General features: G+C 49.2%; 34 protein-coding genes. 9 read left to right on the top strand and 25 right to left on the bottom strand.

From position 1 onward, the window contains the following. Window positions 1-153: 153 nt before the first annotated feature. From OH663_RS14940 to OH663_RS14955, 4 genes are read right to left on the bottom strand one after another with little or no spacing between them, the layout of a single operon-like run. Complete coding sequence (locus tag OH663_RS14940; RefSeq protein WP_017384060.1) at window positions 154-582, bottom strand: hypothetical protein; 429 nt, start codon at window positions 580-582, stop codon at window positions 154-156. A 3-nt stretch (window positions 583-585) separates the two neighbouring features. After that, window positions 586-2,703: a hypothetical protein gene (locus OH663_RS14945; RefSeq protein ID WP_017384059.1), complete on the bottom strand. Its 2,118-nt coding sequence runs from the start codon at window positions 2,701-2,703 to the stop codon at window positions 586-588. Further along, on the bottom strand, window positions 2,691-4,457 hold the full coding sequence (locus OH663_RS14950; protein ID WP_007897920.1) for a hypothetical protein: 1,767 nt from the start codon (window positions 4,455-4,457) through the stop codon (window positions 2,691-2,693). The genes OH663_RS14945 and OH663_RS14950 overlap by 13 nt, the downstream gene beginning before the upstream one ends. Further along, the gene (locus OH663_RS14955; RefSeq protein WP_227010010.1) at window positions 4,444-5,529 is read right to left on the bottom strand and encodes a tyrosine-type recombinase/integrase; all 1,086 of its coding nucleotides are present in this window, start codon (window positions 5,527-5,529) and stop codon (window positions 4,444-4,446) included. The genes OH663_RS14950 and OH663_RS14955 overlap by 14 nt, the downstream gene beginning before the upstream one ends. A 142-nt stretch (window positions 5,530-5,671) precedes the next feature. On the opposite strand from OH663_RS14955, the gene OH663_RS14960 reads away from it, so the two are divergent. Both OH663_RS14960 and OH663_RS14965 read left to right on the top strand, forming a co-directional pair. Beyond that, the gene (locus tag OH663_RS14960) at window positions 5,672-5,905 is read left to right on the top strand and encodes a hypothetical protein (protein ID WP_012477417.1); all 234 of its coding nucleotides are present in this window, start codon (window positions 5,672-5,674) and stop codon (window positions 5,903-5,905) included. Window positions 5,906-6,304: 399 nt separating this feature from the next. Further along, window positions 6,305-6,940: a hypothetical protein gene (locus OH663_RS14965; protein ID WP_012477419.1), complete on the top strand. Its 636-nt coding sequence runs from the start codon at window positions 6,305-6,307 to the stop codon at window positions 6,938-6,940. A 27-nt stretch (window positions 6,941-6,967) separates the two neighbouring features. Here the strand turns inward: OH663_RS14965 and OH663_RS14970 are convergent, their stop codons facing one another. The 18 genes from OH663_RS14970 to OH663_RS15055 form a co-directional block, all read right to left on the bottom strand. Continuing rightward, window positions 6,968-8,023: a phosphoadenosine phosphosulfate reductase domain-containing protein gene (locus tag OH663_RS14970; RefSeq protein WP_022652116.1), complete on the bottom strand. Its 1,056-nt coding sequence runs from the start codon at window positions 8,021-8,023 to the stop codon at window positions 6,968-6,970. A 177-nt stretch (window positions 8,024-8,200) separates the two neighbouring features. Then, window positions 8,201-8,647 (bottom strand): hypothetical protein, encoded by a 447-nt coding sequence (locus OH663_RS14975; RefSeq protein ID WP_015063027.1) that lies wholly within the window; start codon window positions 8,645-8,647, stop codon window positions 8,201-8,203. A gap of 46 nt (window positions 8,648-8,693) precedes the next feature. After that, the gene (locus tag OH663_RS14980; protein WP_015063028.1) at window positions 8,694-9,500 is read right to left on the bottom strand and encodes a hypothetical protein; all 807 of its coding nucleotides are present in this window, start codon (window positions 9,498-9,500) and stop codon (window positions 8,694-8,696) included. Between the two features lie 229 nt (window positions 9,501-9,729). Further along, window positions 9,730-9,993: a hypothetical protein gene (locus OH663_RS14985; RefSeq protein ID WP_040115189.1), complete on the bottom strand. Its 264-nt coding sequence runs from the start codon at window positions 9,991-9,993 to the stop codon at window positions 9,730-9,732. 56 nt (window positions 9,994-10,049) lie between these two features. Next, window positions 10,050-10,382: a hypothetical protein gene (locus tag OH663_RS14990; protein WP_022652118.1), complete on the bottom strand. Its 333-nt coding sequence runs from the start codon at window positions 10,380-10,382 to the stop codon at window positions 10,050-10,052. Window positions 10,383-10,716: 334 nt separating this feature from the next. Further along, a complete protein-coding gene (locus OH663_RS14995; protein ID WP_040115188.1) occupies window positions 10,717-10,947 on the bottom strand; it encodes a hypothetical protein in 231 nt (76 codons plus the stop codon). Between the two features lie 58 nt (window positions 10,948-11,005). Beyond that, window positions 11,006-11,443 carry an RES family NAD+ phosphorylase gene (locus OH663_RS15000; protein WP_040115187.1) on the bottom strand — a complete coding sequence of 146 codons (438 nt, stop codon included), beginning with the start codon at window positions 11,441-11,443 and terminating at the stop codon, window positions 11,006-11,008. Beyond that, window positions 11,440-11,880: a type II RES/Xre toxin-antitoxin system antitoxin gene (parS, locus tag OH663_RS15005; RefSeq protein ID WP_032610495.1), complete on the bottom strand. Its 441-nt coding sequence runs from the start codon at window positions 11,878-11,880 to the stop codon at window positions 11,440-11,442. Before parS ends, OH663_RS15000 begins: the two co-directional genes overlap by 4 nt. An 82-nt stretch (window positions 11,881-11,962) precedes the next feature. Beyond that, window positions 11,963-12,271 carry a hypothetical protein gene (locus OH663_RS15010; RefSeq protein WP_022652122.1) on the bottom strand — a complete coding sequence of 103 codons (309 nt, stop codon included), beginning with the start codon at window positions 12,269-12,271 and terminating at the stop codon, window positions 11,963-11,965. Between the two features lie 175 nt (window positions 12,272-12,446). Further along, a complete protein-coding gene (locus OH663_RS15015; protein WP_015063031.1) occupies window positions 12,447-13,715 on the bottom strand; it encodes a DNA methyltransferase in 1,269 nt (422 codons plus the stop codon). Next, window positions 13,702-14,313 (bottom strand): polyamine aminopropyltransferase, encoded by a 612-nt coding sequence (locus tag OH663_RS15020; protein WP_022652124.1) that lies wholly within the window; start codon window positions 14,311-14,313, stop codon window positions 13,702-13,704. Before OH663_RS15020 ends, OH663_RS15015 begins: the two co-directional genes overlap by 14 nt. 61 nt (window positions 14,314-14,374) lie before the next feature. Further along, complete coding sequence (locus OH663_RS15025; RefSeq protein WP_015063032.1) at window positions 14,375-15,010, bottom strand: polyamine aminopropyltransferase; 636 nt, start codon at window positions 15,008-15,010, stop codon at window positions 14,375-14,377. A gap of 115 nt (window positions 15,011-15,125) precedes the next feature. Continuing rightward, window positions 15,126-15,446, bottom strand: coding sequence for a hypothetical protein (locus tag OH663_RS15030; protein WP_077258061.1), 321 nt, complete (start codon window positions 15,444-15,446; stop codon window positions 15,126-15,128). Continuing rightward, window positions 15,447-15,881, bottom strand: a complete 435-nt coding sequence (locus tag OH663_RS15035; RefSeq protein ID WP_015063073.1) for a hypothetical protein — start codon at window positions 15,879-15,881, stop codon at window positions 15,447-15,449. A gap of 135 nt (window positions 15,882-16,016) precedes the next feature. Then, window positions 16,017-16,394 (bottom strand): hypothetical protein, encoded by a 378-nt coding sequence (locus tag OH663_RS15040; RefSeq protein WP_015063074.1) that lies wholly within the window; start codon window positions 16,392-16,394, stop codon window positions 16,017-16,019. A 390-nt stretch (window positions 16,395-16,784) separates the two neighbouring features. Next, window positions 16,785-17,966 (bottom strand): hypothetical protein, encoded by a 1,182-nt coding sequence (locus OH663_RS15045; protein ID WP_015063075.1) that lies wholly within the window; start codon window positions 17,964-17,966, stop codon window positions 16,785-16,787. An 8-nt stretch (window positions 17,967-17,974) separates the two neighbouring features. Further along, on the bottom strand, window positions 17,975-18,271 hold the full coding sequence (locus OH663_RS15050; protein ID WP_015063076.1) for a type II toxin-antitoxin system RelE/ParE family toxin: 297 nt from the start codon (window positions 18,269-18,271) through the stop codon (window positions 17,975-17,977). Window positions 18,272-18,334: 63 nt separating this feature from the next. Next, window positions 18,335-18,802: a DnaJ-like cysteine-rich domain-containing protein gene (locus OH663_RS15055; protein ID WP_022652128.1), complete on the bottom strand. Its 468-nt coding sequence runs from the start codon at window positions 18,800-18,802 to the stop codon at window positions 18,335-18,337. A gap of 813 nt (window positions 18,803-19,615) precedes the next feature. Between OH663_RS15055 and OH663_RS15060 the strand changes: the two genes are divergently transcribed. The 7 genes from OH663_RS15060 (at window position 19,616) to OH663_RS15090 (ending at window position 23,909) form a co-directional block, all read left to right on the top strand. Beyond that, window positions 19,616-20,392, top strand: coding sequence for a hypothetical protein (locus tag OH663_RS15060; RefSeq protein WP_022652129.1), 777 nt, complete (start codon window positions 19,616-19,618; stop codon window positions 20,390-20,392). 148 nt (window positions 20,393-20,540) lie between these two features. Beyond that, window positions 20,541-21,317, top strand: a complete 777-nt coding sequence (locus OH663_RS15065) for a hypothetical protein (RefSeq protein WP_022652130.1) — start codon at window positions 20,541-20,543, stop codon at window positions 21,315-21,317. 462 nt (window positions 21,318-21,779) lie between these two features. Next, the gene (locus tag OH663_RS15070; protein ID WP_032610383.1) at window positions 21,780-22,121 is read left to right on the top strand and encodes a hypothetical protein; all 342 of its coding nucleotides are present in this window, start codon (window positions 21,780-21,782) and stop codon (window positions 22,119-22,121) included. A gap of 100 nt (window positions 22,122-22,221) precedes the next feature. After that, window positions 22,222-22,485 (top strand): hypothetical protein, encoded by a 264-nt coding sequence (locus tag OH663_RS15075; protein ID WP_022652132.1) that lies wholly within the window; start codon window positions 22,222-22,224, stop codon window positions 22,483-22,485. A 48-nt stretch (window positions 22,486-22,533) separates the two neighbouring features. Continuing rightward, window positions 22,534-22,791, top strand: coding sequence for a hypothetical protein (locus OH663_RS15080; RefSeq protein WP_125362998.1), 258 nt, complete (start codon window positions 22,534-22,536; stop codon window positions 22,789-22,791). A gap of 35 nt (window positions 22,792-22,826) precedes the next feature. Next, entirely contained in the window at window positions 22,827-23,126 is a 300-nt protein-coding gene (locus OH663_RS15085; RefSeq protein WP_032610385.1) for a hypothetical protein, read from the top strand. Between the two features lie 84 nt (window positions 23,127-23,210). Beyond that, window positions 23,211-23,909 carry a hypothetical protein gene (locus OH663_RS15090; RefSeq protein WP_022652135.1) on the top strand — a complete coding sequence of 233 codons (699 nt, stop codon included), beginning with the start codon at window positions 23,211-23,213 and terminating at the stop codon, window positions 23,907-23,909. A 9-nt stretch (window positions 23,910-23,918) separates the two neighbouring features. Here OH663_RS15090 and OH663_RS15095 read toward each other — a convergent pair whose 3' ends face one another. The 3 genes from OH663_RS15095 to OH663_RS15105 all read right to left on the bottom strand — a co-directional run bounded on the left by OH663_RS15095 (window position 23,919) and on the right by OH663_RS15105 (window position 25,294). Beyond that, the gene (locus tag OH663_RS15095) at window positions 23,919-24,341 is read right to left on the bottom strand and encodes a hypothetical protein (RefSeq protein ID WP_015063082.1); all 423 of its coding nucleotides are present in this window, start codon (window positions 24,339-24,341) and stop codon (window positions 23,919-23,921) included. A gap of 87 nt (window positions 24,342-24,428) precedes the next feature. Next, window positions 24,429-24,833, bottom strand: a complete 405-nt coding sequence (locus OH663_RS15100; protein ID WP_071701118.1) for an Ig-like domain-containing protein — start codon at window positions 24,831-24,833, stop codon at window positions 24,429-24,431. Continuing rightward, window positions 24,827-25,294, bottom strand: a complete 468-nt coding sequence (locus tag OH663_RS15105; RefSeq protein WP_015063083.1) for a DUF4165 domain-containing protein — start codon at window positions 25,292-25,294, stop codon at window positions 24,827-24,829. Before OH663_RS15105 ends, OH663_RS15100 begins: the two co-directional genes overlap by 7 nt. Between the last annotated feature and the right edge of the window lie 201 nt (window positions 25,295-25,495).

Genomic DNA, 25,495 nt, shown 5'->3' on the forward strand with positions numbered 1-25,495 from the left:
GCGATCAACAACCTGTTTGACTGCTTCAGTTTTAAACTCTTCAGGATAACGCTTACCGCTCATGGGCACCTCTCTTTAAGTCATCTTAAATGACTCTGAGGTGTCTGTTAAACGCGTGGCGATTCACCTCGCGTCCTTCCGTTCAGTATAGCCTCAGTCCCTGACACCACCCGAGAACGGAATGACGTCCCCTTTCTCCCTCCCGGTGTTGCGTTCAAGCTCCCTGACATACTGCTGTAAAAGTATAAGGTTATGTAACAGCTCTACATTTTCAGCCATCATCTTTTTGATTTCTTCCCTCAGCTCATTTCTCTGACGGCGATACTTTTCTTTCAGCTTGATCTGCTGCTCAATGCCCTGCTCATCAACCGGCGCGGTGCCCTGGCACGTTTTTTTCAGACTGCGGATAGCCTCCCTGACCTGCCTGTACTCAGGACAGTTATAATTCAGGGTGCCGTTTGCCAGCCCCGCTCGTTTTTCCACAGCATACTGGCTGATACGCTCCCCTGATAACATCAGTTCCCTCAGGGCCTGCTCTGCTCTTGCCTGTGTTTTTTTAACCCCCGACTGTTCGTTCGTCATGCTCTATTCATCCTTTTCAAAAAAGCGGACAGCATCTGCATAAAAATCTCTCTCAAGCATCAGAAAATCCCTGTCAGCCTGAGGAGCATTATTTCGCACGGCAATCTCCAGAAGGTTGTCATAATGAGCCATCCTGCGTTTCCACACGGGAACAGAATCAGCTCCGGCCAGCATGTTCTCACATCCCGGATTGCAGGACGCTGACTGAACAACCGCCTTAAACTCGCAGTCATGGCCATTCATGCAATAAAAACCGTTTCCAAGAGATACCAGTTTTTGCCCGCCTCGTTTAGCCATGCTCATCGCTTTTTTCAGTGTAGGAAACGTCATCTGATGTAAGTGCCCACCTCTCTGGGACATCAGTAACTTCCCGCCTTCGCCATAAAGCAGGCCTTCATGCTGATAAGAAACAGCCCTGGAAGCTGAGAGTTCGGTATCAACCCTTTCAATCTCGGCAGCGAATGCCTGAGGGATCGCCCGGCTAAAATGCGAAGCGTTGAGTGCACCGGACATATACCACTCCGTCATGCCTCTGATTAAGTGCTTAAACTGCCGGATAAGATCATTAGTAGAAATCAGATCAAGACGCCTGAGGTGTACAGCAAGTGAACGGCGAAACTGATGGGTTCGCAATGGCCAGAAAGCCCCCTCCCGAATCTCCATCGCAACGCGTTCATCATCACGTATGTTTGGATTTAAAAGCCTGAACTCATCAATATGGTCACGTCGGATGAACAGATGGTGTCTTTTCACAAATTTCTTTGCCCACTCAGTCTGGCGCTGCGTCCCCATAAAAGAGAGTTTTTGCTCCGAGAACCACGACCTGATATTTAAAGACAATGGAACATTGTCCAGCGTCTTCCCGTCCAGGCCTGTCATGATTTGATTAATTCTGCGTAAATGCTGAAAAGGCTTTTCCACATAGCGACAAACAACCCAGTCTTCGTGACTTCCACCTTCCGGGGCGAACTTATGCAACACCGAACGAAGTCCCAGGATATCACCATCATAAATCAGTGAACCGTGCATCACGCCAAGCACTTCGCTGTGTCTCATCCCCGACATGGCCTGTATCACATTCATGACTTTTAACGTCAGCTCAAAATGCCAGGTGTTCAGCTTTATGTGATCAACGCCAATAAAATCAGATCTCCAGCGCTTATTTTTATGTACCGAGAACCAGCCCTGCATCCCGGGGCCAAGTGTCGCGAAAAGCGCCCGAATTTCCCCGGCAACAATATTGTAGTAATACGCGGCCCGGTAATCCGGTATGCTTTTTGCTGTCCCTCTTTTACGGGCTTCCAGCATCGACGTATAGTAAGGCGAATCATAAAAACCGTTTATGATAGCGCACAGCCGGGAAAACCCGTCAAAATCGAAATCACTGATTTCAGCATCCAGTTCAGTAATCAGCCCTTCCCAGACAGACATCATAAGACTGAAAGGCATACAATATGTCTGGTTTGAATCATCCACACTGTTGTAACTGTCGAAGCTAATATCAGGAAAGTAACCGTATTTTCGAAGACGGGTATGACCTGTCAGCGAGATATCCGCCAGGTCCATAAAGTAATTACGTAATGTTCTTTCAGAACGCTTCCTGCCGTGCTCATCCTCCTCCTTCATCTTTACAATGAAAGCATTCCGGACAAGCGGAAAACGAAGCTGAAACAGACTGCGATACCCCATAGACTCAATAATACGGGCTCCCGCCACAATGTTTGCACATTTCCGGATCAGTGACTGCGTCTTCGCGGTCCTGCCGACAATCCAGAGCAGGCTGGCTGAGATGATTTTGGCTTCAAGACGCAGTTCAGGATCCCGTATGCCTGAAAAATTAACGGTTCTTAACGTTTCACCAATATGGGTTCTGACATAGCGATTGGTCCAGACATCATCCCTGAAATAAATATTCAGCGTCTCCTCATTGATAAAACGCATATCATGTTCATCTGAGCTGGCGATAACCAGGCAGTTATTCAGACGTTCAAAGCTTTTGTTTTCTAGTGCCTCACAGATGATATCCTCAGTCGGAAACTCATCCCCTGAACGAAGCGGCGTTCCGGCAGGAAACTCCGCCATTCGACTACGGCTTACCTCTTTTTTCTTCAAATCTGCCATACCGGAGCCACACCTTCTCGCTGAAGTTTAACGCGCGCTTTTTTCAGGGTCGCCTCATCTACCAGCCCAAGCCGTAAATCAATCTTCAGGAGTAACGTTTCATAACGCTCCACAGCATTGACCGAACCGATGTACAACGGTTTTCCATACTCGATAGCATGCCTGAATGACAGCAGGAGCCATACAGACTCCAGCGTTTCCACAACGCAACTTTTTGAACATTCGACACAATGAGAAAAATCCGCACAAGCCTTTGGTGTCCGGCCAAATCGTTTTTGCTTTTTTATAAAGCGCAATTCAATATCTGTAGGCGGCTCCTGCGATCGACATCCCAGGCCATTCAATAAAAGATCCACACCCTCATCGCTTCCACGCAGATCGATCCCCAGCTCATCAGCAACTTTTACCCGCTCGGATAACGCACGTGTCGCAATCCCCTGATTCATAAGCGTATCAAGTGCAGCACTGAAGTTTTCCTTCGCCCCCTGTGGGTTACCTGCAGCATAATTCCGCCTGTAAGTGCCCCAGTTATGCTGTGCTTTTTCCGCCGTAATCAGACCATTCTTTAATGTTCTGTCCGTATACTGCTCAGACGTTTTGCGCAAGCCAGAAACGGTAATTGATGGAAGCGAGGGATTAAGCTGCCGCATCGTGGCCCACGCCCCCTCAGAGTTAGAAAATTTAGTCAGATGACTGGGATTAAGAGAATAAAGCTTACGGAATTTCACCTGCGGCTCACTCAGAAACAGCGCCTGTACCGGAGGGAAGTTATCTGCGGAAACCAGATAGTTAACGATGTCGTCCCTGAGCCTGATAAAAGACAGAAACCAGTAATAGCCCGCACGTTTGGTCACATACTCCGATTTACCTATCGTCAGACGTATATACTTATTCGCTCTCCCCTTATAAACATAATCAGTGCTGATACCCTTTTCATCCAGATGTATATCATCCCGCGTCAGACCCAGAACCTGAGAGGTGTTTCCCCATGTGTGGTAACAGAACAGAAAAAAAGAAGTAAGAAAGTAATTTTCCAGAACGTCCCTGATGATGATCTCTGCCCTGCTGACCCCGTTCTCTCCCGGATACCGGAAATACGCTTCATAAACAGGTGCCAGCAAAGACGGTGAGAAATGCCGCACCCCTTTTTCCGATTTAGCGATATGCTCCCGGATACATCCCGCAAGGAACTCATTCATGGATGACAACTGCCTCAGGATCTCGGAAAGTTCATTCCTGGTATAGCTATCCCTTCCCTGCTGCTGATACGTTCCTTTCGGTAAGAATTCATATTCATACCGCCTCTGAATCTGCCCGCCCGTAAGCAAAAACCGGTTGACCACGGACAAGTAGTGTCTTGCCATCCTGACTGAAATTTTTCGCCGACGAATATCGTTCATGAGATGTTTAATATACATTTCAACGCCTTCAGCCGTGCCATAGTCATACTGATTGACTGACTGCCATATAAAAAACATATTGAGATAACGGAAAATGGTTAACCTTCCGGCGGGACGGTAAGACAGAAGAAATCGTTTCAGAGAGGCAATAAAATCGCGTTTTTCAGGGCGGGCAAGATGCGAATGTTCACTAAACCATCCGGGGAGCAACACATAATCTGAAAAATGAGCCTGAAGATAAACGTCAAGTAAATAATATCGGTTCAGATCCCGCTGAGTGATGTGTCCGCTGACCGTCTCCCATGACAGCACATTTTCGGCCATCCACGTTATCTGCGTTTCACTCCGGCTCATATATGGCTCCATCGCGACCTGCAGCACCGTCAATCAATGCGTCCATGACCCCGGCGACTGCATCAGAAATCTGGTTTTGCTGAAGAAAGACGATGTATTTCATCGTCGTATTTTCGCTTTTATGGCCCATCCAGTATTTTACTGTACCCAGCGCATTTGCGGCCTGATCGGGATAGCAACTCAGTGCCGAGCGTAAAAAATGGGTCGCAAACGTTGCCCGCAAATCATGGGGTTTATGTCTGAACACATTTCCCGGAGCAGACCGGGCCAGGCGATGGCGAAAACTGTACCAGCGGGAGTAAAAGGCTTTTTCAGACATCCGTTTCCCGTTTGCCATTAAAAATAAAGGCTCGTGCCGCCCTTCCCCACCCTGTCGTGCACGCCATTTTTGGATCTTCTTTTCATACTCCTCATCCGCCAGATAATCCAGAACCTGCTCGTACAATCGTCTGGTGATGAAGAGTTCTCGCGTCATCCCAAACTTCGTATGAACTCCGCATCTCGGACCAATATGAAGCCCCCTGATGGTCAACTCAGATACAGGGACACTGGCAAGGTACTCTTCAGTAAAGAGTGACGACGGCAGGGTCAGCATTTCATCCAGCCGTAGCCCACAATTTTTCATCAGCACAATCATTAAACTGAACAACCCGGACTCAGATTTCAGTGCCTCATCCAGGATATGAACCTCTGCATCATTCAGTGGGTTGATTGTCCTTTTTGTTGTGCTGGTTATCCTGATGGCAAGATCCGAACTTATCACCTTGCGTCGCCCGTCAACGACTTTTTCGACCAACGTAAAAAATGAGCTGGCAGCCAGCTCACCACACTTGCCCAGAAATACGTAAAACCGTCGGATAACGCTGATGTACACCGCCGCGGTGGATGAGGCGATGCGCCCCTGCCTTACGGCCCCCAGAAGATACTCCCTGAAGCCATATGTAGGGCTTTGGTATTTCAACGTTCCCGGGGTGAAAGGGTCAAGTCCGTTATCCTCCAGCCACCTTATCCAGCGTAAAAATGCCCGGGCTAAAGGCTTTAAATCCCTGGCCTGCAGGATAGCTTTATCCATAAGATAAAAGTGTACATATCGGCTCAGTTTTCGATTCTGGATGCCGCTAATATAAGGTATTTCAGCATACAGAAATCCGGGTTCAAATTTCAGTTTCGGCTCTGTTGCATCCAGTTTGCTGACACGCCCATAACGCGCATGAATGTTAGTGATTATCCTCACAGTCTGTCGCCCTGAAACGCCACCTCATGCCTACACTATAAATCCGGAAGAAGAAAAAACAAACAACCAGGTTGCCGGGAGTGAATATGCAAATCAGGAGGAAAGTAAAAGATGTAACGACACCATCACGATGCAATACATTGACCTCAACACGTTACCCGGACCATACGTGATAAACATCACAAATCCTTTGAGTGAAGAACTTAAGATGTGATTTTCATTTCCCGGCACAAACCGTGCCCTTAAAAAACAGGCAACGGATACATCTTAATGCCAGAAGTAAACCTTAATTGATTGAATACAGCCTGAGTCCATTGCAAAAATAACACACAGGGTAAATTCGCATATACAGAACCCAACGAAAAGCAAAAGAAACCTGTAACACATTTCGTTTACCTGTCACTTTCAATTGTAAAAGCCAGCAGAAAAAGCGCATATAACTATATTTATCCCTGCGGGGACTTTTGTTTGTGCTATATATTTTTTACAGAGAACCGCAACGCGTCCAAACACAAGAATATATTTACCTCTGGAAAATGGTCTGACTCCCTTTCACGTGGTTGTAGTGACCTGTTCTGTGATTCATGTAATGTCTTTTCTGGATGAGGAAAATATGTCATCACTGATATTTTATACAGACGAAGCACAAGCACTGATTGTAACAGATACCCTTGCCGTCACCGATAATGGGGAGCCGTTATCTTTTGTTTCCAAAGCAGGTTACATCCCCCAGCTAAGAACCATCATAGCAGGAACGGGGGCAGGTGGATTTTCTAACACCTGGTTGCTTGAAGCATCAACCAGAATGGTCGTATCAGGTATACAAAATCTCAATTATCATACATCGGCCTGTCTAAGGAGGCTGTGGAAACAATACAAGCATGACCATGCAATTCCCTCTTCTTCAACGGTGACAACCAGTGTTTATCAGTTCGCAATTTGCGAGGAAACAGGAAATATCGTTTCGTTCGCCTATCGCTCAGTCCATGATTTCGAATCAGAGCAATTACAATACGGAACAGGAGTAAAACCTGAGTGCCAAATCTTGGATGGGGATTTGTTGCAGACAATTCCTGTAATGATGAATGAACAAAGGGCTATACAGGCGACATACCCACACCCGGAACGGATCCATATTGGCGGTGAGATGATTGCGCATTATCTGACATCATCTATGTATCAATGCTTTAAGATTGGGGAATTTGAGGATTTCAGAACTCAGGGAGAGTATATATTGAGCAGGATTTAGGCAAAACGCGGTTCAGATAAAGTGCTTTTAACAGGCTTGCTGAACATTAAAAGGATATCTCTCAATTACGATGAATAGCTTGAATTCTAAAAATAGAAAAGTAGAGTTTAACTCTAAATACATAAAAACAAGAGTAAGCGAGCATCCATAGCGAGCGCCGCAGGCAGAAGACCGGGCCGTGTATTTCTCCGGCGTCCAGATACATTCCCCGGTCGCGTCTTTGTAAAGCGTGGCGAGGCTGAAGTTGTCCGGCAAAAAGCTTGGCAGCGGAAATCGCGCCAGCGAACCACAGGCCATCAGAAATGACCAGATATCCTGTGTCCGCCACTCTTTCACCGGGTACAGTTCGCCGCCGAGCTCCGTGAGCGAGACGCTGTCCGACTGCCCGCCCATTCTGAGGATGTTGCCTGCCCGACGGGCGCTCTCATCATCGCGGGAACCCAGCATCAGGCACACTTTGTTGCGGACGGAAGCTGGTGCATTTTTTAAATAACGGGCTTTGGCCTGGCGCAGTGGAGAGCGTTTGAGATCTGTAGAGCATTGACGCGTATTGGAATTTGTCCAGGTCGGAAGTCCGCGCCCGGTCAGAATGCGTCCGACCCAGCTCTGGGTCATGGACGGGTGGGCCACCAGGACGGTCACGGGCAGTTGCTGTTCGGCAATAAAGGCTCGGAGCTGGCTGAGAACCTGCGTGGACTGATGATGCATCTCAGGGTTTTCAATCAGGGTGTTGGAGATCTGAATGAAGTGGTGCTGGCTGACGTTCGACCCGTTCCGTACGGCACGGATCAGGGCCATGAGGAACAGGTGCAGTAGCGAGTGGGAGTCTTTCCCGCCGCTGTAGCCGACGCACATGGTCCAGCCTTCGGTAATCGCATGATAAATGGCACTGGTTGCCGTCGTCACGCGCGATGCGAGACTGACCGGCTCACCGGCATCGGTATAATTCAGATCCGCATCGGTCTTCAGTGTTTGCCAGACATCGCCCCATTTATCCTGCGTCAGAATGGCAGCGTTAGCCGCCTCAGAAAATTGAATTTCTGAGGGTAATTCAAGGAATGTTTCTTTTATTTCGATATACATATTATTTCCTGAATTTTGGCTTTCGCTGCATTATCGCGTTATTTATTAAACCCATCTAATATCTTCAGTGCAATATGTGAAGATAAAATTAGTTAAATTGGAATTATGCCAATTTAACTAAATAGCACTGAATAAATAGAATTACGCGGCAATAAATATATTATCTTTACCACGCTCTCACGAATACTGCTGGGTAATTAAAACCGTCGTATTTGATTCCAGCTCTGCCAACGGAATTCTGGGGGTATTGAGCATCATGTCATCACCGCAATGGCGGGGTACAGCCGTCAGTTGAAATGATTCTTTCATGACCCGGATGGAAGTTGTTTCCGTGCGAGAGGACGGCATGACGTCCCGGAGCATGGTTTCCTGCCCGTTACTGTCACTTTCAATAAATGCAGCCTTCGCCATGAGTTCCTCAATGTCCTCTTCCGATGTTTCGGACCAGAGGCAGTCATAGAAGAAAAACTCTGCAACGTACAAATCATTCTCTTTCACGTATGCCGCCAGTTCACGGATACGCTGAGCCAGCGATGTATCAATGGAAAAGAAGACGCTTTGCGGGACTTCACTCGCAAATTCATTGATGCAGCTAGCGGACGCAATCAAAAGTTTATTGAACATTTCAGCTCTCCATGCCACCGGCTGTCCCGGTGGCAATCTAGGGTTATCAGGCAGTCACGGGGCACAATACGTCCAGCGAAGGCAGCAATTTGCTCAGGCTGTCGTACACGACGGGCGTCAGTTCGGTGACGCTGTGAAGCGCCATGCTGGTGTTGTCTTCTTCGCTGAGAATGATGACTCCATCCTCATCAGGATCGTCAGAAGTACTCTCGTCCGAGGCCAGGCGGTGGCGTGCAACGTCATAAGGCGATTCAGACGCTTTGCAGCTCATCAGATAGCATTCTGTGTATGTGTTTTCGTGGTTATACTGGTTCACTTTCACCAACGCATACTGAACACCGGCATCATGGGCTTCGTTCATCAGGCGGGAAAAATTAAAGCCTTCCTCATAGTGGTGTGTATCTTTAGTCACCACGATTGTCGCACCGCCGAACTCGTTTTCGCGTGGTCGGTCGCAGACGAAAGCGGCATTGATTGTGACCATTTCAGGCAGGTTAAACACCGACAACACGGCAGTTGTTACCGCGATTGCGTGGTCGAGGTTAATGCTTTCATCATGGCTGATTGCCAGACCGCTACCGGTGATTTCCGCTTTGAGTTCCAGCTCGTAATTGTCTTCTGGTGACTCCGGCTGACCAAAAGTCGGCTCAAACGGATCGCACTCCGGGTGGTTCTGAATAATACCCAGGACCAGCAGTTCAGTGAGGGAACACTCTGAAGCAGGTTTAGACAGCAGGTGATCACCTTCCGACACATCCGTGTCCGTAACATACGCAATCGCGTCCAGAGCCATCTGAGCCTGTTCCTGTGAACAGAGAATTGTGAAGGATGCCTGAGTGTAATTATTTGCCATTGCATAACTCCTTATTTAATTAAGTGTGATTGCTGTCTGTGAATAGATAATATCAAAACAGATACCCGCACCTAATAACCCGAAATGAAATATTTTCGAAGTTTTTATAGAGAAGACAGGCGCCATACTTATTAATCCAGCCATTATTTAGAGGGCGGCATTAAGTAATTATGCGGAAAAAATAAAAAACCGCCACAAGGGCGGCATTTATTAAATGGGAAAGATTCAGTTATAAGGTATGTGTCAGGGCGGAAACAATGATCCGGTCTGGTAACAGTGATTGAAGGGACGCCGACGAAATGACAAGTGCCTTTTCAATGTGTGCCTCTCCGTCGGCGATATGTCGCCGGAATGCCGCTTCTGCTTCACCGGAGGAGTCGGCTTCAACCAGCATCACTTCTTCCTCATCATCAAACATCATGCGGCCTGAGATAATATACAGTCGGCTTAAGTCCGGGGGATTTACAGCGTTGCCCTGTTTGTTAATCATCATTTTTCTCCGTCTGCAATTTTTAAATTTGTCAGTTCTGCTACGGGTAAAATACACCATCAGCCCTGTAAACCCGGACAGGTATCAACGTAGCTCATCGGTTTGCCAATCGCGGCGCTTAGGCGAAGGATTTCGCCGATGGAGACGTACCGCAGCATTTCAGAACGCCCGTGTTTCTGGTATTCATCCACCGACATGGTGCGCCAGTCCTTGTGCGGTGTGTTTTTGCACAACTGCCAGTTGTCGACAGTGGTCGGGCGACGCAGGACATACACACCCAGCGAAGGCGTGAGGCCTAAGCCAAATGACTGCTGCACCACAATACGCACTTCAGAGCCGTCGGGGCGTTTCAGTGTCTGAGTAATTTTAGTGATGAGCTGTTCGGATTCCATACTATTAACCTCGACCGTCAGTTGGGTTGCTGTAGGGATATTTTAGCAAAGTCGGTTCACTGGCTAATAAGTACAAAGCGAATTTTTTAAAAATAGAGGAATAAAACAGGAAGAGAACAAATCTGGAAACAGCAAAATCACATTATCCGATTGCAATTCATTTCACATTTGACATATTCGGAATTAAGTACGCAACGAACCTGCATCGTCTGGTATAAAAGTATATTTCAAATATTCAGGTTATTATCTGAAGTAAAATACTCTCTGCCCCGGTTGCAATACCAGACGGAACACAAGACGTTATGAAGAGCCTGTCCCGGTTCAAAAGCTGCGGCTAATTTTTTCTGACCCACTTAACGAGAATGCCAGCCAGAGTCGCAGTCAGCATCAATGCCCATACTGAAGAAATAAAGTTAAGCAATGGAATACGCTCAGAATAATCACAGGTACTGGATGGGTCACTGGCAAATTTACAGATAAATTCGGGATCAAGCCCCCAGTAAACGAAAGAAAATAACACAACGAGCGATACACTGATTTTAAAGATTTTTTCGCTTGTCATCATTTATCATCTCAATCCAGGAGGTTATATAAACCTGAAACTATTTCAGCCGTGTGTCGAACTAGTAAGGAATTTTCTGGACGGTTTTCATCAGATCAAAAATCGCCGGATGAGCCGGATTTAAAAGGTAGTTAAACTCCACCGGAGATAATGCACTGGGAATACGCAGGGCAACAGAAGAGCCACTTTCAGCCCAGTTATCGCCATACAGGGCAAGTTCTGCGGGCGCATCTTCACTTGCCCAGCCCGGCGGCAGCAGGTTCAAGTCAAAGGCCTGGATCTGGTCATCCGGGACATCAATGCTCAGCAGCGTGTAAGCGTCCAGAAGCTGCGGGGCATTGATATGCACCAGCGTCTCCAGCATGGTCAGAGAGGCCGTCTCGGACAGATAGACAAGTGCTGTGCCGACACTGTTCCAGCGGCCTCCCGCTTCTTTCGCACCTAATCCCGACCATGCAGTCGTAATATAGCGGGTCTTGGTCATCCGATACAGGATCACGAATAGACTCCGTGTTCAATACGGGTGATCAGGCGCATCACTTCGAGTGCGCCGGTTTCCGAAGAGACAACATCTGCCGGAGTCTTCCAGCTCAAGCCACGGTTTGGCTCGTTCATCCATTTCTGTGCTGCCTCTTTGTCGCCTTCGAACAGCTCTACAGCCCGTTCAATGACGCGAATAATACGCACCAGACGTTCGCTCTGATCCGCAGTGAAACGGGCTTTTACGCTGCGATTGAAGGTGGTGTTCGGAATGCCGGACATTTTGCGCAGTTCCGACGGCGTGATGTTCGCCCATTCAGAAATGGAATGAGCGACTTTACCTTCCAGTCCGTGGCTAATTTTGTCCATCAGCGCAATGCCGTCATTATCCAGACCCACCACCTGCCATAAGCCGTGCGGGTTCATTTTGGATAAATCTGGAGAAAAAACTTTCATAGTCATAACCGACCCTCCCATTTGGTATGTCAATTATACCATATGGGTGACTACTGGCAATATTTTCACCTTTCTCATAACGTCAGTTCGTCACCCGGCTGACTCTGGCATGGGCATTGCCCTGAATGTTCCAGTACAGCCCAGCCGGAAGCTCTGCGGCCCAGGTTGCCCCCCGTTCCGACATTTGTTCGGGCGTTTCCAGCCATCCACGCGGAATAGTACCGGTGGTGTCACCGATAACCCGCGAGACGCAGGCGGCAACGCGGACGCCGCCGGGGACATCACAGCCGGATTCAACGATGTGCATCACTTCCATTAATGCGCCGTACGCTTCAACACGGTCGCCCTTTTGCAGTTCAATGGGGGAAACCTGTTCAGTCAAATTCTTCATGCTCACACTCCCTTCAGTGATTAAAATTGTCGCCGTCGTTTTTAAGGCATCCGGGAGAAGAATCCTGGTGGCCATTACGCCGGTATGTTGCTGAATCATTTTCTGTCAGCGCCGTCGCCGCAGGACATCCCCGCTGGCGTCACTTCCGGCTGCTGGCCAGGCTAAACCGCCCAGCTCATCCCCCTTCCCGCAGTTCATCACGGTAAAGGGCAACCAGGTCATCGAGTATCGGGCTGCTCTGGTATCCCGGCATTTCTGTAAACAGGCTGCGCGAGATCCCGAGCCATTCCATTATTTTGTCCGTTGCATACCAACGTCTGCCGAGCCGCTCAGCGGCAACCGGTACTTTGTGCAGACCGGCAAATGGCTCAACTACCAGATCACCAGGCCTGGTGAGGAACTCGATCAGGAATGCGGCGAGTCGAGTGGGTGACGTTGCACCGTGCAGCGGAAACCCCAGTTCGCGGGCGATGCGATGGCAGAGCCGCGTATCCGGGCAGGCATTGCCAAACATAAGCGTATTTTTGGGGATAGTCCCTTCTGTCTTATTGCCGAAGGCGCCATTTTTAAGCTGGTAAGCGCCATCCCCGTAAAATGTAGTGCGGTTTTCGCCGCCGGACGCCTGCAATTTCTGATGCTGCTCTGAATGAGGCTGGAGAACGCGCATGTTGTTCGAACGAACCTTTTGCGCGTCATTAGTAAACCACAGCACCGGCTCGTAAGACGAACAGAGCTGAACACGCTGTTTACACGCCCAGTGAGTCGGCGACGGGGGTTTCGCTCGGTTCACCCAGTTCAGTCTGTCCATCAGCTCAAGACCCAGCTTATCGCACAGCGCCAGTGTCAGTCTTTCCAGATACAGAGAGCGCGATGGCCTGCCTGGATTAAAGCTGTCCTGCGTCACATTGAGCGCCACGCTGCCCCCCGGCACGAGCTGCTTCACGATAGGCTCAAGAATCCGCAGCAGCCAGTCAATATACGCCTGCTCACCGCGTCCGCCGCCGTGCCCGTAATTTCGGGCATTACGCAGCAGGAACGGGGGCGACGTAAGGCAGAGATGGATTTGCTCATTGATGTTGCTGAAGAACGCGTACGCATTCCCGAAGACCGATGCCCCGAGCGAAGTTGAGAAGCCAACGACACACAGTTTGTCCCAGGACTCATGCAGCTTCTTGTCATTTTTGAAGGCATAGCGCCAGACGCCCCGCTTTTCCGGGACACGCTCGATCACCCCGGCCTGCCGCAGCGTCTGCTGATACCAGCGAACCTGATGCTTGACGCCGCTGGTTCGCATTTTGTCCGAGCCGAACGCCTTCATTTTCTGTAGTTCTGCATCCGACATCCCCGTTTCGCGTTGTACCTCGCGATACAGCTCTTCGTTCGTTAACGGGGTGTCTGACGCGGCATAGATCCGCGCAATCAAATCGCTGTTAAGGTTGCTCATCAGCCATCCTTGAAAAACGGACCAGGGCGGCTTCACACTGCTCTTTACCCCACGAGTCCTGCCAGTCGCACAGGTGGAGATATTTGCGTTCGAGTGCTTCCATTTCATCGAGATTTGAACTCGATAATCCCGCCCAGACGTCGTGCCAGCACACATCGTAAGTAACGCCTGCCGGTGGGCAGTATTCCAGAGCATCCGCATGGATGATTTCAACACGGGGATCGTGGGCAAAGGCCTCGGCAACCAGGTTAATCACATCCTGCGACTTCTCAATGACAGTCACGTTGTTAACTTCCGGCTTCTGAAGAATGGCGTGCAGCACCATCCCCAGCCCCAGTCCGTTGATCAGGACGTGCCCTGTCGCTCGCTTTATGAACTCCTGACAGAGTTGGATTTCGTATGGCAAATTGGTCATCACCACATTTCTGCCATTTGAAAGGCGGCGATAGTTACCGGGCTGTAAAACCGCGTCGATATCCTCCGTAGCGGCACGGAGGAAAAGGCTAACCGCCTTATCTTTGGAGATTTCGAAGCTGTCCAGTGTCCAGGCACCGGATGTTCCATCTTTAACAGGTAAATTAGAAAAGCAACTCTTCATCAGTCATCCTTAAAATGGATTCAGTTCAACGTAAGTGGGCGCAGGAAGACGGTGAAGCAGGTCACTTCCCTTTCTGCATCAGGGACTCCAGTGACGATTCCAGCGCCGCGAAACGAATCAGGGCAGCTTCACACTGCTCTTTACCCCACGAGTCCTGCCAGTCGCACAGGTGGAGATATTTGCGTTCGAGCGCTTCCATTTCATCAAGATTTGATCTCGAAAAATCTGGCCAGATATCATGCCAGCACACATTGAAGGTAACGCCTGCCGGTGGGCAGTATTCCAGAGCATCCGCAAGGATAATTTCAACGCGGGGATCGTGAGCAAATGCTTTGGAAACCAGGTTCATCACATCCTGAGACTTCTCAATGACGGTCACGTGGGTCACGTCAGGCTTCTGAAGAATGGCGTGCAGCACCATTCCCAGCCCCAGTCCGTTAATCAGGATGCGTCCAGTTGCTCGCTCAATGAAAGCTTCACAGGTACGGATCTCCATCGGCGTATTGGACATCACCACTTCGTTATCACAGGACAAACGCCGGTAGACGCCTGCCGGGATATATTCATCCTGATCCTTTGTATATTCGGCGCGAAGCTTCAGGGTCTGCGCTTTTTCTGGCGTAATCACAAAGGAGTCCAGCGTCCAGTTACCGGATTTCCCGTTTTTCACCGGCAGCTCAGCAAATTTACTTTTCATACTGATAACCTTAATTTCGAATCATTCTGTTGCCGGGAAATTACCACATAACCCTCGGGCTGGGCAGGCAAGATCGCGTTACAACGGACGGCGGCTGACGCAACCGTCCACGGGTTCACAGGTAACGAAGTAGGATCTCCGCATCCTCCGGTGGCAGCTGTTGGCAGCTCTTCACTTGATAGAAGAATTCCCCGCCAAGATCATACACTCCGCCGTCTTCAAAACTCAGTGCTTCGACCTCGTCGCGACACTCATTCAGTAATGCCGTCTGGCTGGCGTTTGCCTCAGTATCGCTGGCGACAAGCTTCACGCTGGAATGCTCATACTCGCCATTCCGGCATACAATTTTGACAATGAAGTTTTTTTCAGGCATCTGCGCCTCCCGGCTGGTTAGGGGTTTATTCAGCGTTGCCCCGGCGTCCGGGGCAAGACTCAATCAACCCTTGATGAAACTCTGGCCGAAAGAAGGATTGGCTTTAAACTGGTGCTCCTTTATGATTTTTTTCATCATCTGAGAGCATTTCTTGATCGATTTGGTGCTGGCATCCGTGACTTCAGCCATCTTGCGGATAAAGCGATTCACCTGATACTGCGCCTCAGCATCTTGGCTGAGGGCTTCACTGTGGATGCGGTCTTCATGCTGCGCAATCAACAGCACATAGCAGCGGAGACCTGTGGCGGTGCTCACGCGCTGGCTGATCGTGATTTCCGCCGAGCGGGTAGACTGGACGACAGAGAGAGAGACTCTCGATAATTCGCCGTCCCGGAAAATAGCCGGAGTAAGACCATTAATATCCTCGCGGGAATAATTCAGAGAGTCCAGAATGGAAAATAAATCACAGGTGGTAAAATCGAATTCCTGAATGCTCATATCGCCTCCGACGCTTCATTATTTGTTGGCATTGCCTGTAGATATATAATACCAGGTTGGGTTCAAAACCTAATAACCCGGAAGAGAATATTTTGAAGAAAATCTCAGGCATCCATGCCGTGAATTAAGCTGGCACTATTCTGAAATAATATCACCAAGGCTGGTGGTAAATTCTCTTTTGACGGATTCAGTAAACGGCACTCGCTCAATATATTTATAATTCGTGGCATAGGTGTTGGTGTCTAAAGTCCGGGAGATCTCATCATCAATCGGGTCTTCAAACATATCAATGCGCACATCGATATGCTGCGTGCCTTCTGCGGTAGGATGTGACAGGCTGCACGACACTTCGATATAGCGATCTTTCTGCTCCGCGACAAACGTCCAGAAACCTGCATTAAAGTCGGTTGATGCACCGTGACGTTTAAATACAACATCAGATACGGAATAACCGACAGCATTAAGAAGGGAAATGAAATTAAGCTGACTGGAAATGATATCTAATTTATTCATGATGTCTCCTGTTGGTATGTGGCAATTATACCAGGACGCGCTCGACGGCTAATAACCTGCGGCAAAATTTTTCCGAATAGTTGATGATGTGATTGATAGCTTTAAAAATTAGGAGGATTGTTTATAAGAAGGAATATAACCAGAGGATTTGAAATTTAATACACCATGCCGACTGACCACGTCTAATTTTTCAAAAGTTACTTTTCCCGGCTGCCCTGATCCCACGTCGCTAAGACCCGGTATACTCAGGCATTCTGCCCGGAAGGCAATTGGCTTCGGTGATCGGGTATTAAAATAGGGCCAGTCTGTTTTTCTGCGAGTTTCGCGCTCTGTTGATGGCGTGAAATCACCTTTTCCGGATGCCCTCCCTGGCTGTCCGGTGCGCTGGCGCTACGCCCAGCGGTATGGGGTAAAATAGGTCTCGTTAACTTCAAGAAATTCGGTCAGGGAATTCATCGCTCTCGTGTCGTATGCAGTCACAATAAAACGGTAACCGTCCACCGTTTCGATGTAACTGATCCCCCGTGGCGTGCTGCTGGCATTCACCACTTCCGCCGTCATCATAAACTGGCCTTGCGGGAATTCCTGTGACAGGTAGATAAATCCGGTGGTTGCTGATGACGGGGTGGCATTCATCAGCACACCGTTAAATTGCTGGCCGTGTCGCGCCGGGATCAATGTGCTGTCCGCCGTCGCCTGATTCAGCAGCTGCCGGATCAGGGTTTCCTCTTTATATGAGCTGTAAGCGCGGACATCGTCTTCAGCCCCGGAGCGTGAGCAAACACCTACATGTGCAAGCCGCCGGTATTCGTTACGCATGTAGGCATGACAGGATGCACCCGCTCGCCCCTGAAGGGTGACACCAAAATCTTCACACAGCATCAGAACCTGGCGCAGATTGTTGTCATATACCGTCGCAGTAAGGGCCAGGTTATAACTGACGAATGTCAGCTCAAAAACCCGTGTATGCATGTCACTAACGTGTGCCTCCATCCGGATCAGCGGCTTTTCAGTCAGCGGATATGGAGTGCCGTTCACGCAGTACGGGGTAACGCCGCTAAAACACTCGCCGATCACGCTAGCAATGACTACGTCGGCGTCAATGACAGCCGGTGCCGGGACATAGATCTGAAACTGTCCTTCCGTGCCAGATTGGGTAAGGACGGGGAACAAACGCGGGGAATTAAGCTGCTCAAGGTCAGCATTGATCAGTTCTGTCCAGCTGGGTTTCCCGGTGGGTGCATCGAGGCGCAGGCCCAGGTTATCGCAGAAGTCGACGATCTGCCGGGAGTGTTCCACCATCACTGCCCCGGAGAGAGTCAGACCGTGCGTCGTCATCTTCAGCTCACTCGTCCGTGTCTGGGTATTCTGGGACCAGGGCTGTAAAGAAAGTGTCGTCCGGCTTAGTGAAGGTATAATTGTTTCATTCAGTGGGTCGATCAGTTGGCAATGCGCATTCAGCCGGGGGACAAGGGCATCAAATATGAAGCTTGCCTGTTGTTTAGTGCTGGCCTGAATATAAAACATCGCATCCGTGCCTGCATCCCTGGATAAAATACCGAAAAGTTTCATTTTTTACCTTAATGGATTAGCGATTTATAATCATGCGCCGACAGGTGAACGTTATGTACGCCATCATTCCACACAAAGAATAACCGATATTTTGAATTAACTCGAATGGAAGAGTACCGGTTTGCGGTCATCCTTAAGCGTTCGTAACGCAAACTACTTGATAACAATTCGCGTTCGTTTTTTACATTATTTAACGTTTTCAGTCTGCATGAAATCGCATTTAACAGATCAGCAGGAATACCTGCTGTGGACTTTCCATTACGGAAAAAGCTTTCCAGCCGTCTGTCTTTAAATGAATGGATCATATCTTCCTCCGTAATGGAATGAGTAAAATTAAATAAGAATTATAAAAGCCTGAAGCTGATTTATTAAATCCCGAGAATTCTGGCTGCGACCGTTAGTTGTTTATCACTTAATGGATATTTCCGTGATAACGTCGATTTCAGACTGTTCAGAAAGCTGTTCTCCCCGTCTTGCTGTGTGATGGCGTCAACCAGTTCCTGATTGCTCTTACACCACAGATTGAACGCGGAAGTCTTTGATTGTACAGCACGCTGACGCACTACTGCCTGAGCTGCTGAAATCTTGCGTGCCGCTTCCGGGTATGTGCGATATAACGCGGAAAGGGTGTAACATGTACGGGTTGTGACCAGGCTATAGCCCGTACCATTACATGCCATGCAGCGGCTCCTATAAAAGTGTTTACGCTCACCACGGCCTTTGCATTTATTGCAAGTGACCCGATAAATATATTCCCCGGTGCCTTTTACTGAATCAATACACTGAATCTTAGCGTTGTCGATTTCAATTCCGCTCTGGTCAAAGTATTTATCCATTTTTGATTCCTCAGGTTTGGTCTGAAGTAATCATGACAGATTGGTCTCGCTGGCTAATAACCTGAATGAAAGATTTTTAAAAATAATTTTGCAGCACTGCTAAAGGCAGTTTATATATGCAGGATTCAATTTTACTGAGAAATATTTTCGGAATTATCTGTTTACAAATACCAAAAAAAAACCAATGAGGTCTTAATTACATCCTTAATGGGCATGGTTATTTTACATCCTTATGAGTAGCAATGCTTATGTGTTAATTTAAAAACACCATATGCGTCTAAGGAACTTCCTATCCGCCTTCATGAAGCTTTTTTCCGGTTACCAGTAAGGGCCATATGACTGGCAAATATTCCGCTCGCGGTATACCGAAGTTCCGAGAGGATGGCGAAACGGCAGAATGCTACAGTAAAGGAGAAATGTTAGCTATAAAACGGTGGCACAGGGTCGGGATACTCGCGGGCTGAAATGGCAGATTCAGTTTGTCTTCCGGCTGTAGCGTCCCTTCCCCACTCACAAGACCCATCTTAACCGAAGGTGTCGCAGCCTTTCTCCCAGACGCTCGACGATTCCTGGGTTTAAGGTCACGAAACAATGGTCATGCACACCGGCTTTCAACTGGCACAAATGTGATTACGAAACACTCGTTAATGCCCTCCCGGTAAGCCTTTAGAAAAGTTACTTTTCTGAGATTAAAATGGACTATTTTAATTATAGTTTGGATATGAATTTTTAAAAAAATAAATGCCTTCAACTTATTTGGAAAATAAGCCGGAATGTTAGAGTGTTCTCATTCAAAAAAGAGGAGAACCAACCATGCCAAAATGTCTATTACCTGCCGAGCTTGCGGAAATTGTCTGTGGATTACTGGTGCAACCCACATTAATGAATGAATTAAAAACACCGGAGTCGCATAAAGCATTTATGCAGGATATCGCTGAGCTGGTGGCGAAACATTGCGGAGGAGAGATTGACGGTGTGATCATGCCGGTGGATCGCGATGAATCAAGCCAGGCCGATTATCTGACCTCTCCGGATGTAACCCCTTATCTCGTCGTATCTCCCGGCGCGGACATGCACTCCCTCACCGATAATGTCTGGCGTCACCATGCCCGAGATGGCTGGCTTGACCATATCAAAGGCAGCGACGAAGAAAGCCCTGATGAATTGCCGACGCATAAAGAGTGCTCAGTTCGCCGCTACGCCCTCCAGCGGATGCTCCTTCAGACACAAACCAACCATGCTAATCTTCCCTCGCAGGTGGTACGAATGCGTGATTACTGCAACCTCGACGACGAACAGCCCGGGTCTTCAGCAGAGTTTATCGTTACTATGGCGCTCGGCGGTCATGCCCAGCTGGCAGTACAGGATGTGGAATCACGCCTGGTAATGGCCCTGACGTTGTTAATTGAAAATGGTGTTCCCTCGGTCCATGTAAACGCGGGTGACACTGATCCTTCAGTTCTGCACGTCCAGGCTGCTCACGGCGGCATGGTCCTTTCAACTGACTCCCTGAATCATGAATTCGGTATTTCGCCGCCTGACAGGTATACCAACGGTCGCCCTGGCTTATTAGTTAAAGCAGCCTCCTGATTCATTAATTACAAATTTGTCCTTTTTTAATTCCATTGTTCGCTCTTTGTTTAAAGGGCGAATATATTTTTAAAAAACTTCACGCCGGGTTATTAGCCAGCAAACCGAAACTGTTAGAATTAACACATCAGATGAAAGGATGACTATCATGGCTAAATTAATTTCAACTCGTGAACTGGCAACAATTATTACTGCATTACTGGTAAAACCGGAATTATTGGGCGAGCTGGATTCTCCAGAAAAACATCGCGCACTGATGGAGGATCTGGGGCGTGTTGTGGCAGAGCATTGCGGCGGCAATGTCACGGAAATCGCATTGCCGGAAACCGATGGTACGGCAGTTGATGAAGCTTTGCTGGATGGCCAGCCTGTCCGCTATCTGGAAACAAAAGAAAGCTCCCCATATCTCATCGTACACCCTGACGACTCACTACCGTCTCTGACGCATAACGTTTGGATGCACGCTGATCCTGATGGCTGGGAAGAACATTTCGATGGCGAGGACAATCCCCTGATGGAGGAGTTGAGCCAGCAGTTCCGCCAGCAGGTGTATGCGCTTCTGACGCCGGAATCGCAGGCAACGCCTTCAGAGATTATCCGGACGTTACAGGACTGGCAACTGGGTGAAACCCAGCTGCCAGAAGAAGACTGTCAGTCCTATCAGGTGAAGGTGTTGTTAGAAGAGAAAAACATTCAGTGTGAAGTGGTGAATGAATCCGGCACGACTTGTTTCGGCCTCATTTTTGAGATCGATCGGGGTGTACCGACGCTGCACATCGACACGGGCAGTGATTCACTGCTGCATATTCACGCGGCACATGACGGCCTTGTTCTGACACCAGATGCGCCGAACCACGGATTTGAAGATGCTCCAGTAGACCGCTTTTCTTATAACAGCCCGTCCCTGTTGGTGCCAGGGGTGTAACCTGGCAAACAACACAGCGGTATTTTGGCCCCGAGTGAAATAATTCAGGACAGGAGTCAGGCAGATGGGCGATGTTGCCACACTACCACCGAAAATTAACGATGGCGTACTTCGACGCTGGAATGCTCAGCGCGGGCAACGAAATGGCCGAGGCGGAAGGTATAAGCGCCTTCCGTCACAAAGCAACCTAAGTAACTGGGTTGTAAGACGTCTGATTGAAGAAATCATAATGGAGGACCGACGAAGAGCAGCATCAGGTTGAGCAGTATGTTGATCAAGTTACCACTACTGGCGCAGGAGAAGTGGAAGGTATGACCCGCGTCCCGGTAGTTCCCACGATGGAACAGCTAATTGCAGGCCGGAAGCAGATAACTTCGGCCACTGGAAAAATGTCTCGATTAATGAGCCAGCGTCTTGCAGATGTTTACCGTGCAATGGTCGCAACTGCAAAGGGGGAGTGAGATGCGTGAATTACTTGGAAAGACAGGGGCAGAACATCAAGCCTCCGTAATGTATCAAACGTTTGGACACCTCGATGCGAAGCCAGGCGAAAAGCATAAAGGTCACTTCGTTTTTATCAACGGTCAGCACGGCGATCTGTGTGTTGTGCATAGTGAATTTTCATCCTTTGACGAAGGTCCTGGCTATTTCAGTGACCGTGCCGATTTCATCTGGGAATTGGTTAAAGACGGAGGACCCTGCTCTAAGGTCGGCATCTACCGGTTTGACGGCGAATACTCGCTTCCTAAACGCCGGAACGGGAAAAGGTTTTCGGGAAGCGTGACGTGCCTTCAATCATTCTAATTTCGTAGTGCATGAGCACCGACAGGTTATCAGTAAAACGGGGAGCGCCACAGTTCGCGTGCAACCTTCCCTATCCATCAACTCGAATGAGTACATAATAATGACGAACGCTGACGCATCTAACGTTAAGACCAGTCCAGAATTACCAACTCTCGAACGTGTCTATGCTCTGCTCAAGGACAACTATAAACCCGCAAGATTTGCTGATCGGGATGGGGAAATCTGGGGGCATGAGTATTCATGGAATCTGGCAAAATCAAGCCTGCAAGACCTGGAGAAGTACGGGAAATCGTATGTATCGAAGCATTCCGACCGGATGGGCGATGGATTCAGTTTTGGTCCTGACCTGGTCATTATTCGCTGACATGCGCACGGAAGTGAGTAAGATGGCTGGCTGCACCGGAGGACAAGAGTGATGAAGGGTAAAAATATCGTGGCTCGTGTCGTGCGGGAAGCGACCTATAAGTGGGAAACCCGCCACAAGTTAACGCCAGAACAATGCTCTGAAATTAATCAACTGATGCGTCGGCTTTCAGAACACCTTGCCTGCCCCGTTTGCAAAGCAATGTCCTTAAAGCAACTCAGGCACGCAGAATACATTTTGAAATGCGGAACGTGCGGTGAAGAGTTTCTTATCAATAAACGTAAAGAATCGGCTCACGCGAGTTAAGCGCGGTGAATGAGCACAACAGTAAGGTGACAACCATGAAAGAACTGATTTCGGTAGCTCAGGCGGCTCTGGACTATATCGATGCCTTACCCAGCGACATGGTGGCATCACTCCATACGATGCCTGGCTTTGATCGCGATTGGGCAACAGAAGTCATTGCCGATGCTATCGTCGAAAGTAACGAGTCCCGGGAACAGATACAGCAGCAGTCGCAGGCAATTCAGTTGCCCGAGACCTGTTTCTTTGATGGCCCGGGCAACACAACAGAAACGTATTTCCTGGCAGACGATGTCAGAGAGTTACTCCGGTCAGCGGGCGTCCAATTTAGCGAGTGATACGGGTAAAGTTCCCAGGCAGTCCGGTCTCACATCGGTATTACGCCAGACGCTGTCAACATTAATTCGATTCAGGGCATGACAATGGAAAACACAGTAATACCGACGGTAACAGAAAACGAGATGGAAGAGGTGATCACCCGTCACACGGCATACGGGCAGGTATCGGTAAGCCGCACGACAACGACGGGGCAGCGCTTGTATGCCTCCGACCTCATTCATAAAGAGGTGATTACGCTGACCTTCAGTGAATCAGAGCAGGTTGAGCGCGATGGAGTGATCCGTCATCGGCTGGCGGAAGGCAGACGCCGTTCCCCACTTCTGAAAGTCAGTCTGTCTCCGGCTCAGTGGGCCTCAATGATCACATCGTTCGGAATGAGTGACGGCGTGCCGTGTACCATTAACAGTTTGATTCGCGGCGACTATGAGCGCCAGCCGGAGATTGGCTATATTGAGTCGACACGCGAACGTTATGAGCGTCAGATCCGGGAAGCCTCTGAGCGCGAGATGGCGAAAGTGAATGAAAAGCTGAAAGCACTGGCTTTGCTGGTGGCAAAAGGCAAGGCAGGAAAGCGCGAGCTTGAAGAAGTATATCAGTCTCTGTCCGGCGCAATCGCCAACCTGCCGGTTAATCTGGCCTTCAGCACCCAGTTGATGCAGGAATCCATGGACAAAATCGTCTCACACGGCAAGGCCGAACTCGAAGCCTCCGCCATGGGCGTGGCCGCTCGTCTCGGTATGAAAGAAATTAGCCGCTTGGCCTCGTTGGAAGACAAGAAGTAACCGGTACGATCACCCATAAGCATACCTGCTGCACACATAAGCGGCACAAAGCTCAGTGGCCAATTCATAGCGTGTTGACATAAACCGTACACACAAATGTGCTTCGTCGTGGCGGGTGCCTGATATGCGGTTCCCGACGCGGCCCCCTTCTCTCTTTAGCGGTCCACAGGACTCCAGGTAATGCCGGTGGGCTGTATCCAGGACGTTTTCCAGTAGCCGACAGTGGTCGGCGTCATACCCCTTAAGAAGGTGTTCCAGTTCTGCCATGGCGAGTGCGGGTGGTAACCAGGTGACGCCAAGACGCAAAAATTGGAGCTGCATTTGAATTTGATGGCGATCGGGCGTGAGACCCTGCACCCGGGGAGCGCGATAGCAAATTCTCTCCAGTGGAGCGAAATGCGTGATAAACGTTTTCTCAGCAATCTCTGACATTCGACTAAATCAGCCTGTTCCGTTTCTTTCTGGCTACGTTAAGACACCATGAAAAGGCCCCGTATGACGGGGCCGGTTCTGTGGTGTTTATTGGATTTGCGGCAGCTCGATCATGAAGCTGGATTCGCCAACTTTGCCGCTGGTGGCCGGGAAGATCGGGATCAGGATGCCATCCCCTTGACCGAAGTCTATTGTGATGTCTTTCGAATCTCCGGGAATGACAGTCGCCCCATTCATACTGACCGCAAAGGCCGCATCTTTACGGACCGTCAGCGTGCCGGTCTGCACTCCTGTGATCAGCGAACCATCTTTCTTCCGGATGCTGTTGGTCCGCAGATACGCCAGTGGCTGGTTATCTGATGTCTTCAGCCCCACGCCCACAGCCAGCGTCTTGATGGTATTAAATTCAATCAGGTTGTTCGGTACGTAGCGGAACCGGCTGCTCTTTGTGGTGCTGTTTCCGGCTTCATCCATTGCTATGGCAGTCAGCACGTAGGAATCTGCATCATCTGTTGCGGGGAAGATACGCGGGTATCAATGCTGAAGGAGTAGCTGGTTGTGGCCACGACATTCGACTTATTGTCGAGGGTTTCGGATTTAAGGGCAAAAGTCCCCTCGCCCAGTACCGGCAGTGCCATGGATTTGCCGTAGTACTCACTACCATCAGCGGCAGTGATCCTGTCGGCCACTGTCACCAGGCCGGTGACACTCTGGAACATCTGCACATTATCTGATGATCGTGTCACGGTAACGCGCTCGTAGCGGTCGAGACCAGATATCAAGTTCAGCGTAATTGCGCTACCTGGGTTGAGATACGCTCTGGAGGGTTCAGCATTCACTTTCGTACCACGTGTGTCGGTGTACGAATAGTTGTACAGCTGAGCCTGGCCGCAAAGTGGGAACAGCAGTGCCGCATAGACGGCGGCGATCAACGGACCTCTGTAAAATTTCATTTATGTTCTCCTGGTTGGCCAGGAAATTTTACCCGAAACGTTTTCATCACCCGGGTGATAAGAGGTGTAATTATTCAGTAAAACAACGCCCGTTTGTGCGCCTTTTGCCAGGCCAGCGAAAGTGACAATATCCGCTGATTAACGGCCCAGAAATACTCTGCTTAACGAAAAAGTGCCGGAGGTGAATCGTTTAAAATAACG

The sequence above is a fragment of the Citrobacter sp. Marseille-Q5395 genome (genome assembly GCF_947057495.1).
GTDB lineage: Bacteria > Pseudomonadota > Gammaproteobacteria > Enterobacterales > Enterobacteriaceae > Citrobacter > Citrobacter murliniae.

Coding starts and splice junctions, on each gene's coding strand:
- OH663_RS15070 (WP_032610383.1), top strand. CDS start 21,780: ATGCGTGAATTACTTGGAAAGACAGGGGCAGAACATCAAGCCTCCGTA.
- OH663_RS14960 (WP_012477417.1), top strand. CDS start 5,672: ATGTTAGTGATTATCCTCACAGTCTGTCGCCCTGAAACGCCACCTCAT.
- parS (WP_032610495.1), bottom strand. CDS start 11,880: ATGAAAGTTTTTTCTCCAGATTTATCCAAAATGAACCCGCACGGCTTA.
- OH663_RS14965 (WP_012477419.1), top strand. CDS start 6,305: ATGTCATCACTGATATTTTATACAGACGAAGCACAAGCACTGATTGTA.
- OH663_RS15060 (WP_022652129.1), top strand. CDS start 19,616: ATGCCAAAATGTCTATTACCTGCCGAGCTTGCGGAAATTGTCTGTGGA.
- OH663_RS15020 (WP_022652124.1), bottom strand. CDS start 14,313: ATGAAGAGTTGCTTTTCTAATTTACCTGTTAAAGATGGAACATCCGGT.
- OH663_RS14980 (WP_015063028.1), bottom strand. CDS start 9,500: ATGGCAAATAATTACACTCAGGCATCCTTCACAATTCTCTGTTCACAG.
- OH663_RS15010 (WP_022652122.1), bottom strand. CDS start 12,271: ATGAAGAATTTGACTGAACAGGTTTCCCCCATTGAACTGCAAAAGGGC.
- OH663_RS15105 (WP_015063083.1), bottom strand. CDS start 25,294: ATGAAATTTTACAGAGGTCCGTTGATCGCCGCCGTCTATGCGGCACTG.
- OH663_RS14945 (WP_017384059.1), bottom strand. CDS start 2,703: ATGGCAGATTTGAAGAAAAAAGAGGTAAGCCGTAGTCGAATGGCGGAG.
- OH663_RS14990 (WP_022652118.1), bottom strand. CDS start 10,382: ATGGAATCCGAACAGCTCATCACTAAAATTACTCAGACACTGAAACGC.
- OH663_RS15090 (WP_022652135.1), top strand. CDS start 23,211: ATGGAAAACACAGTAATACCGACGGTAACAGAAAACGAGATGGAAGAG.
- OH663_RS15045 (WP_015063075.1), bottom strand. CDS start 17,966: ATGAAACTTTTCGGTATTTTATCCAGGGATGCAGGCACGGATGCGATG.
- OH663_RS15075 (WP_022652132.1), top strand. CDS start 22,222: ATGACGAACGCTGACGCATCTAACGTTAAGACCAGTCCAGAATTACCA.
- OH663_RS15050 (WP_015063076.1), bottom strand. CDS start 18,271: ATGATCCATTCATTTAAAGACAGACGGCTGGAAAGCTTTTTCCGTAAT.
- OH663_RS14995 (WP_040115188.1), bottom strand. CDS start 10,947: ATGATGACAAGCGAAAAAATCTTTAAAATCAGTGTATCGCTCGTTGTG.
- OH663_RS15095 (WP_015063082.1), bottom strand. CDS start 24,341: ATGTCAGAGATTGCTGAGAAAACGTTTATCACGCATTTCGCTCCACTG.
- OH663_RS14940 (WP_017384060.1), bottom strand. CDS start 582: ATGACGAACGAACAGTCGGGGGTTAAAAAAACACAGGCAAGAGCAGAG.
- OH663_RS15055 (WP_022652128.1), bottom strand. CDS start 18,802: ATGGATAAATACTTTGACCAGAGCGGAATTGAAATCGACAACGCTAAG.
- OH663_RS14970 (WP_022652116.1), bottom strand. CDS start 8,023: ATGTATATCGAAATAAAAGAAACATTCCTTGAATTACCCTCAGAAATT.
- OH663_RS15025 (WP_015063032.1), bottom strand. CDS start 15,010: ATGAAAAGTAAATTTGCTGAGCTGCCGGTGAAAAACGGGAAATCCGGT.
- OH663_RS15015 (WP_015063031.1), bottom strand. CDS start 13,715: ATGAGCAACCTTAACAGCGATTTGATTGCGCGGATCTATGCCGCGTCA.
- OH663_RS15035 (WP_015063073.1), bottom strand. CDS start 15,881: ATGAGCATTCAGGAATTCGATTTTACCACCTGTGATTTATTTTCCATT.
- OH663_RS15065 (WP_022652130.1), top strand. CDS start 20,541: ATGGCTAAATTAATTTCAACTCGTGAACTGGCAACAATTATTACTGCA.
- OH663_RS14955 (WP_227010010.1), bottom strand. CDS start 5,529: ATGGATAAAGCTATCCTGCAGGCCAGGGATTTAAAGCCTTTAGCCCGG.
- OH663_RS15085 (WP_032610385.1), top strand. CDS start 22,827: ATGAAAGAACTGATTTCGGTAGCTCAGGCGGCTCTGGACTATATCGAT.
- OH663_RS15040 (WP_015063074.1), bottom strand. CDS start 16,394: ATGAATAAATTAGATATCATTTCCAGTCAGCTTAATTTCATTTCCCTT.
- OH663_RS14985 (WP_040115189.1), bottom strand. CDS start 9,993: ATGATGATTAACAAACAGGGCAACGCTGTAAATCCCCCGGACTTAAGC.
- OH663_RS14975 (WP_015063027.1), bottom strand. CDS start 8,647: ATGTTCAATAAACTTTTGATTGCGTCCGCTAGCTGCATCAATGAATTT.
- OH663_RS14950 (WP_007897920.1), bottom strand. CDS start 4,457: ATGAGCCGGAGTGAAACGCAGATAACGTGGATGGCCGAAAATGTGCTG.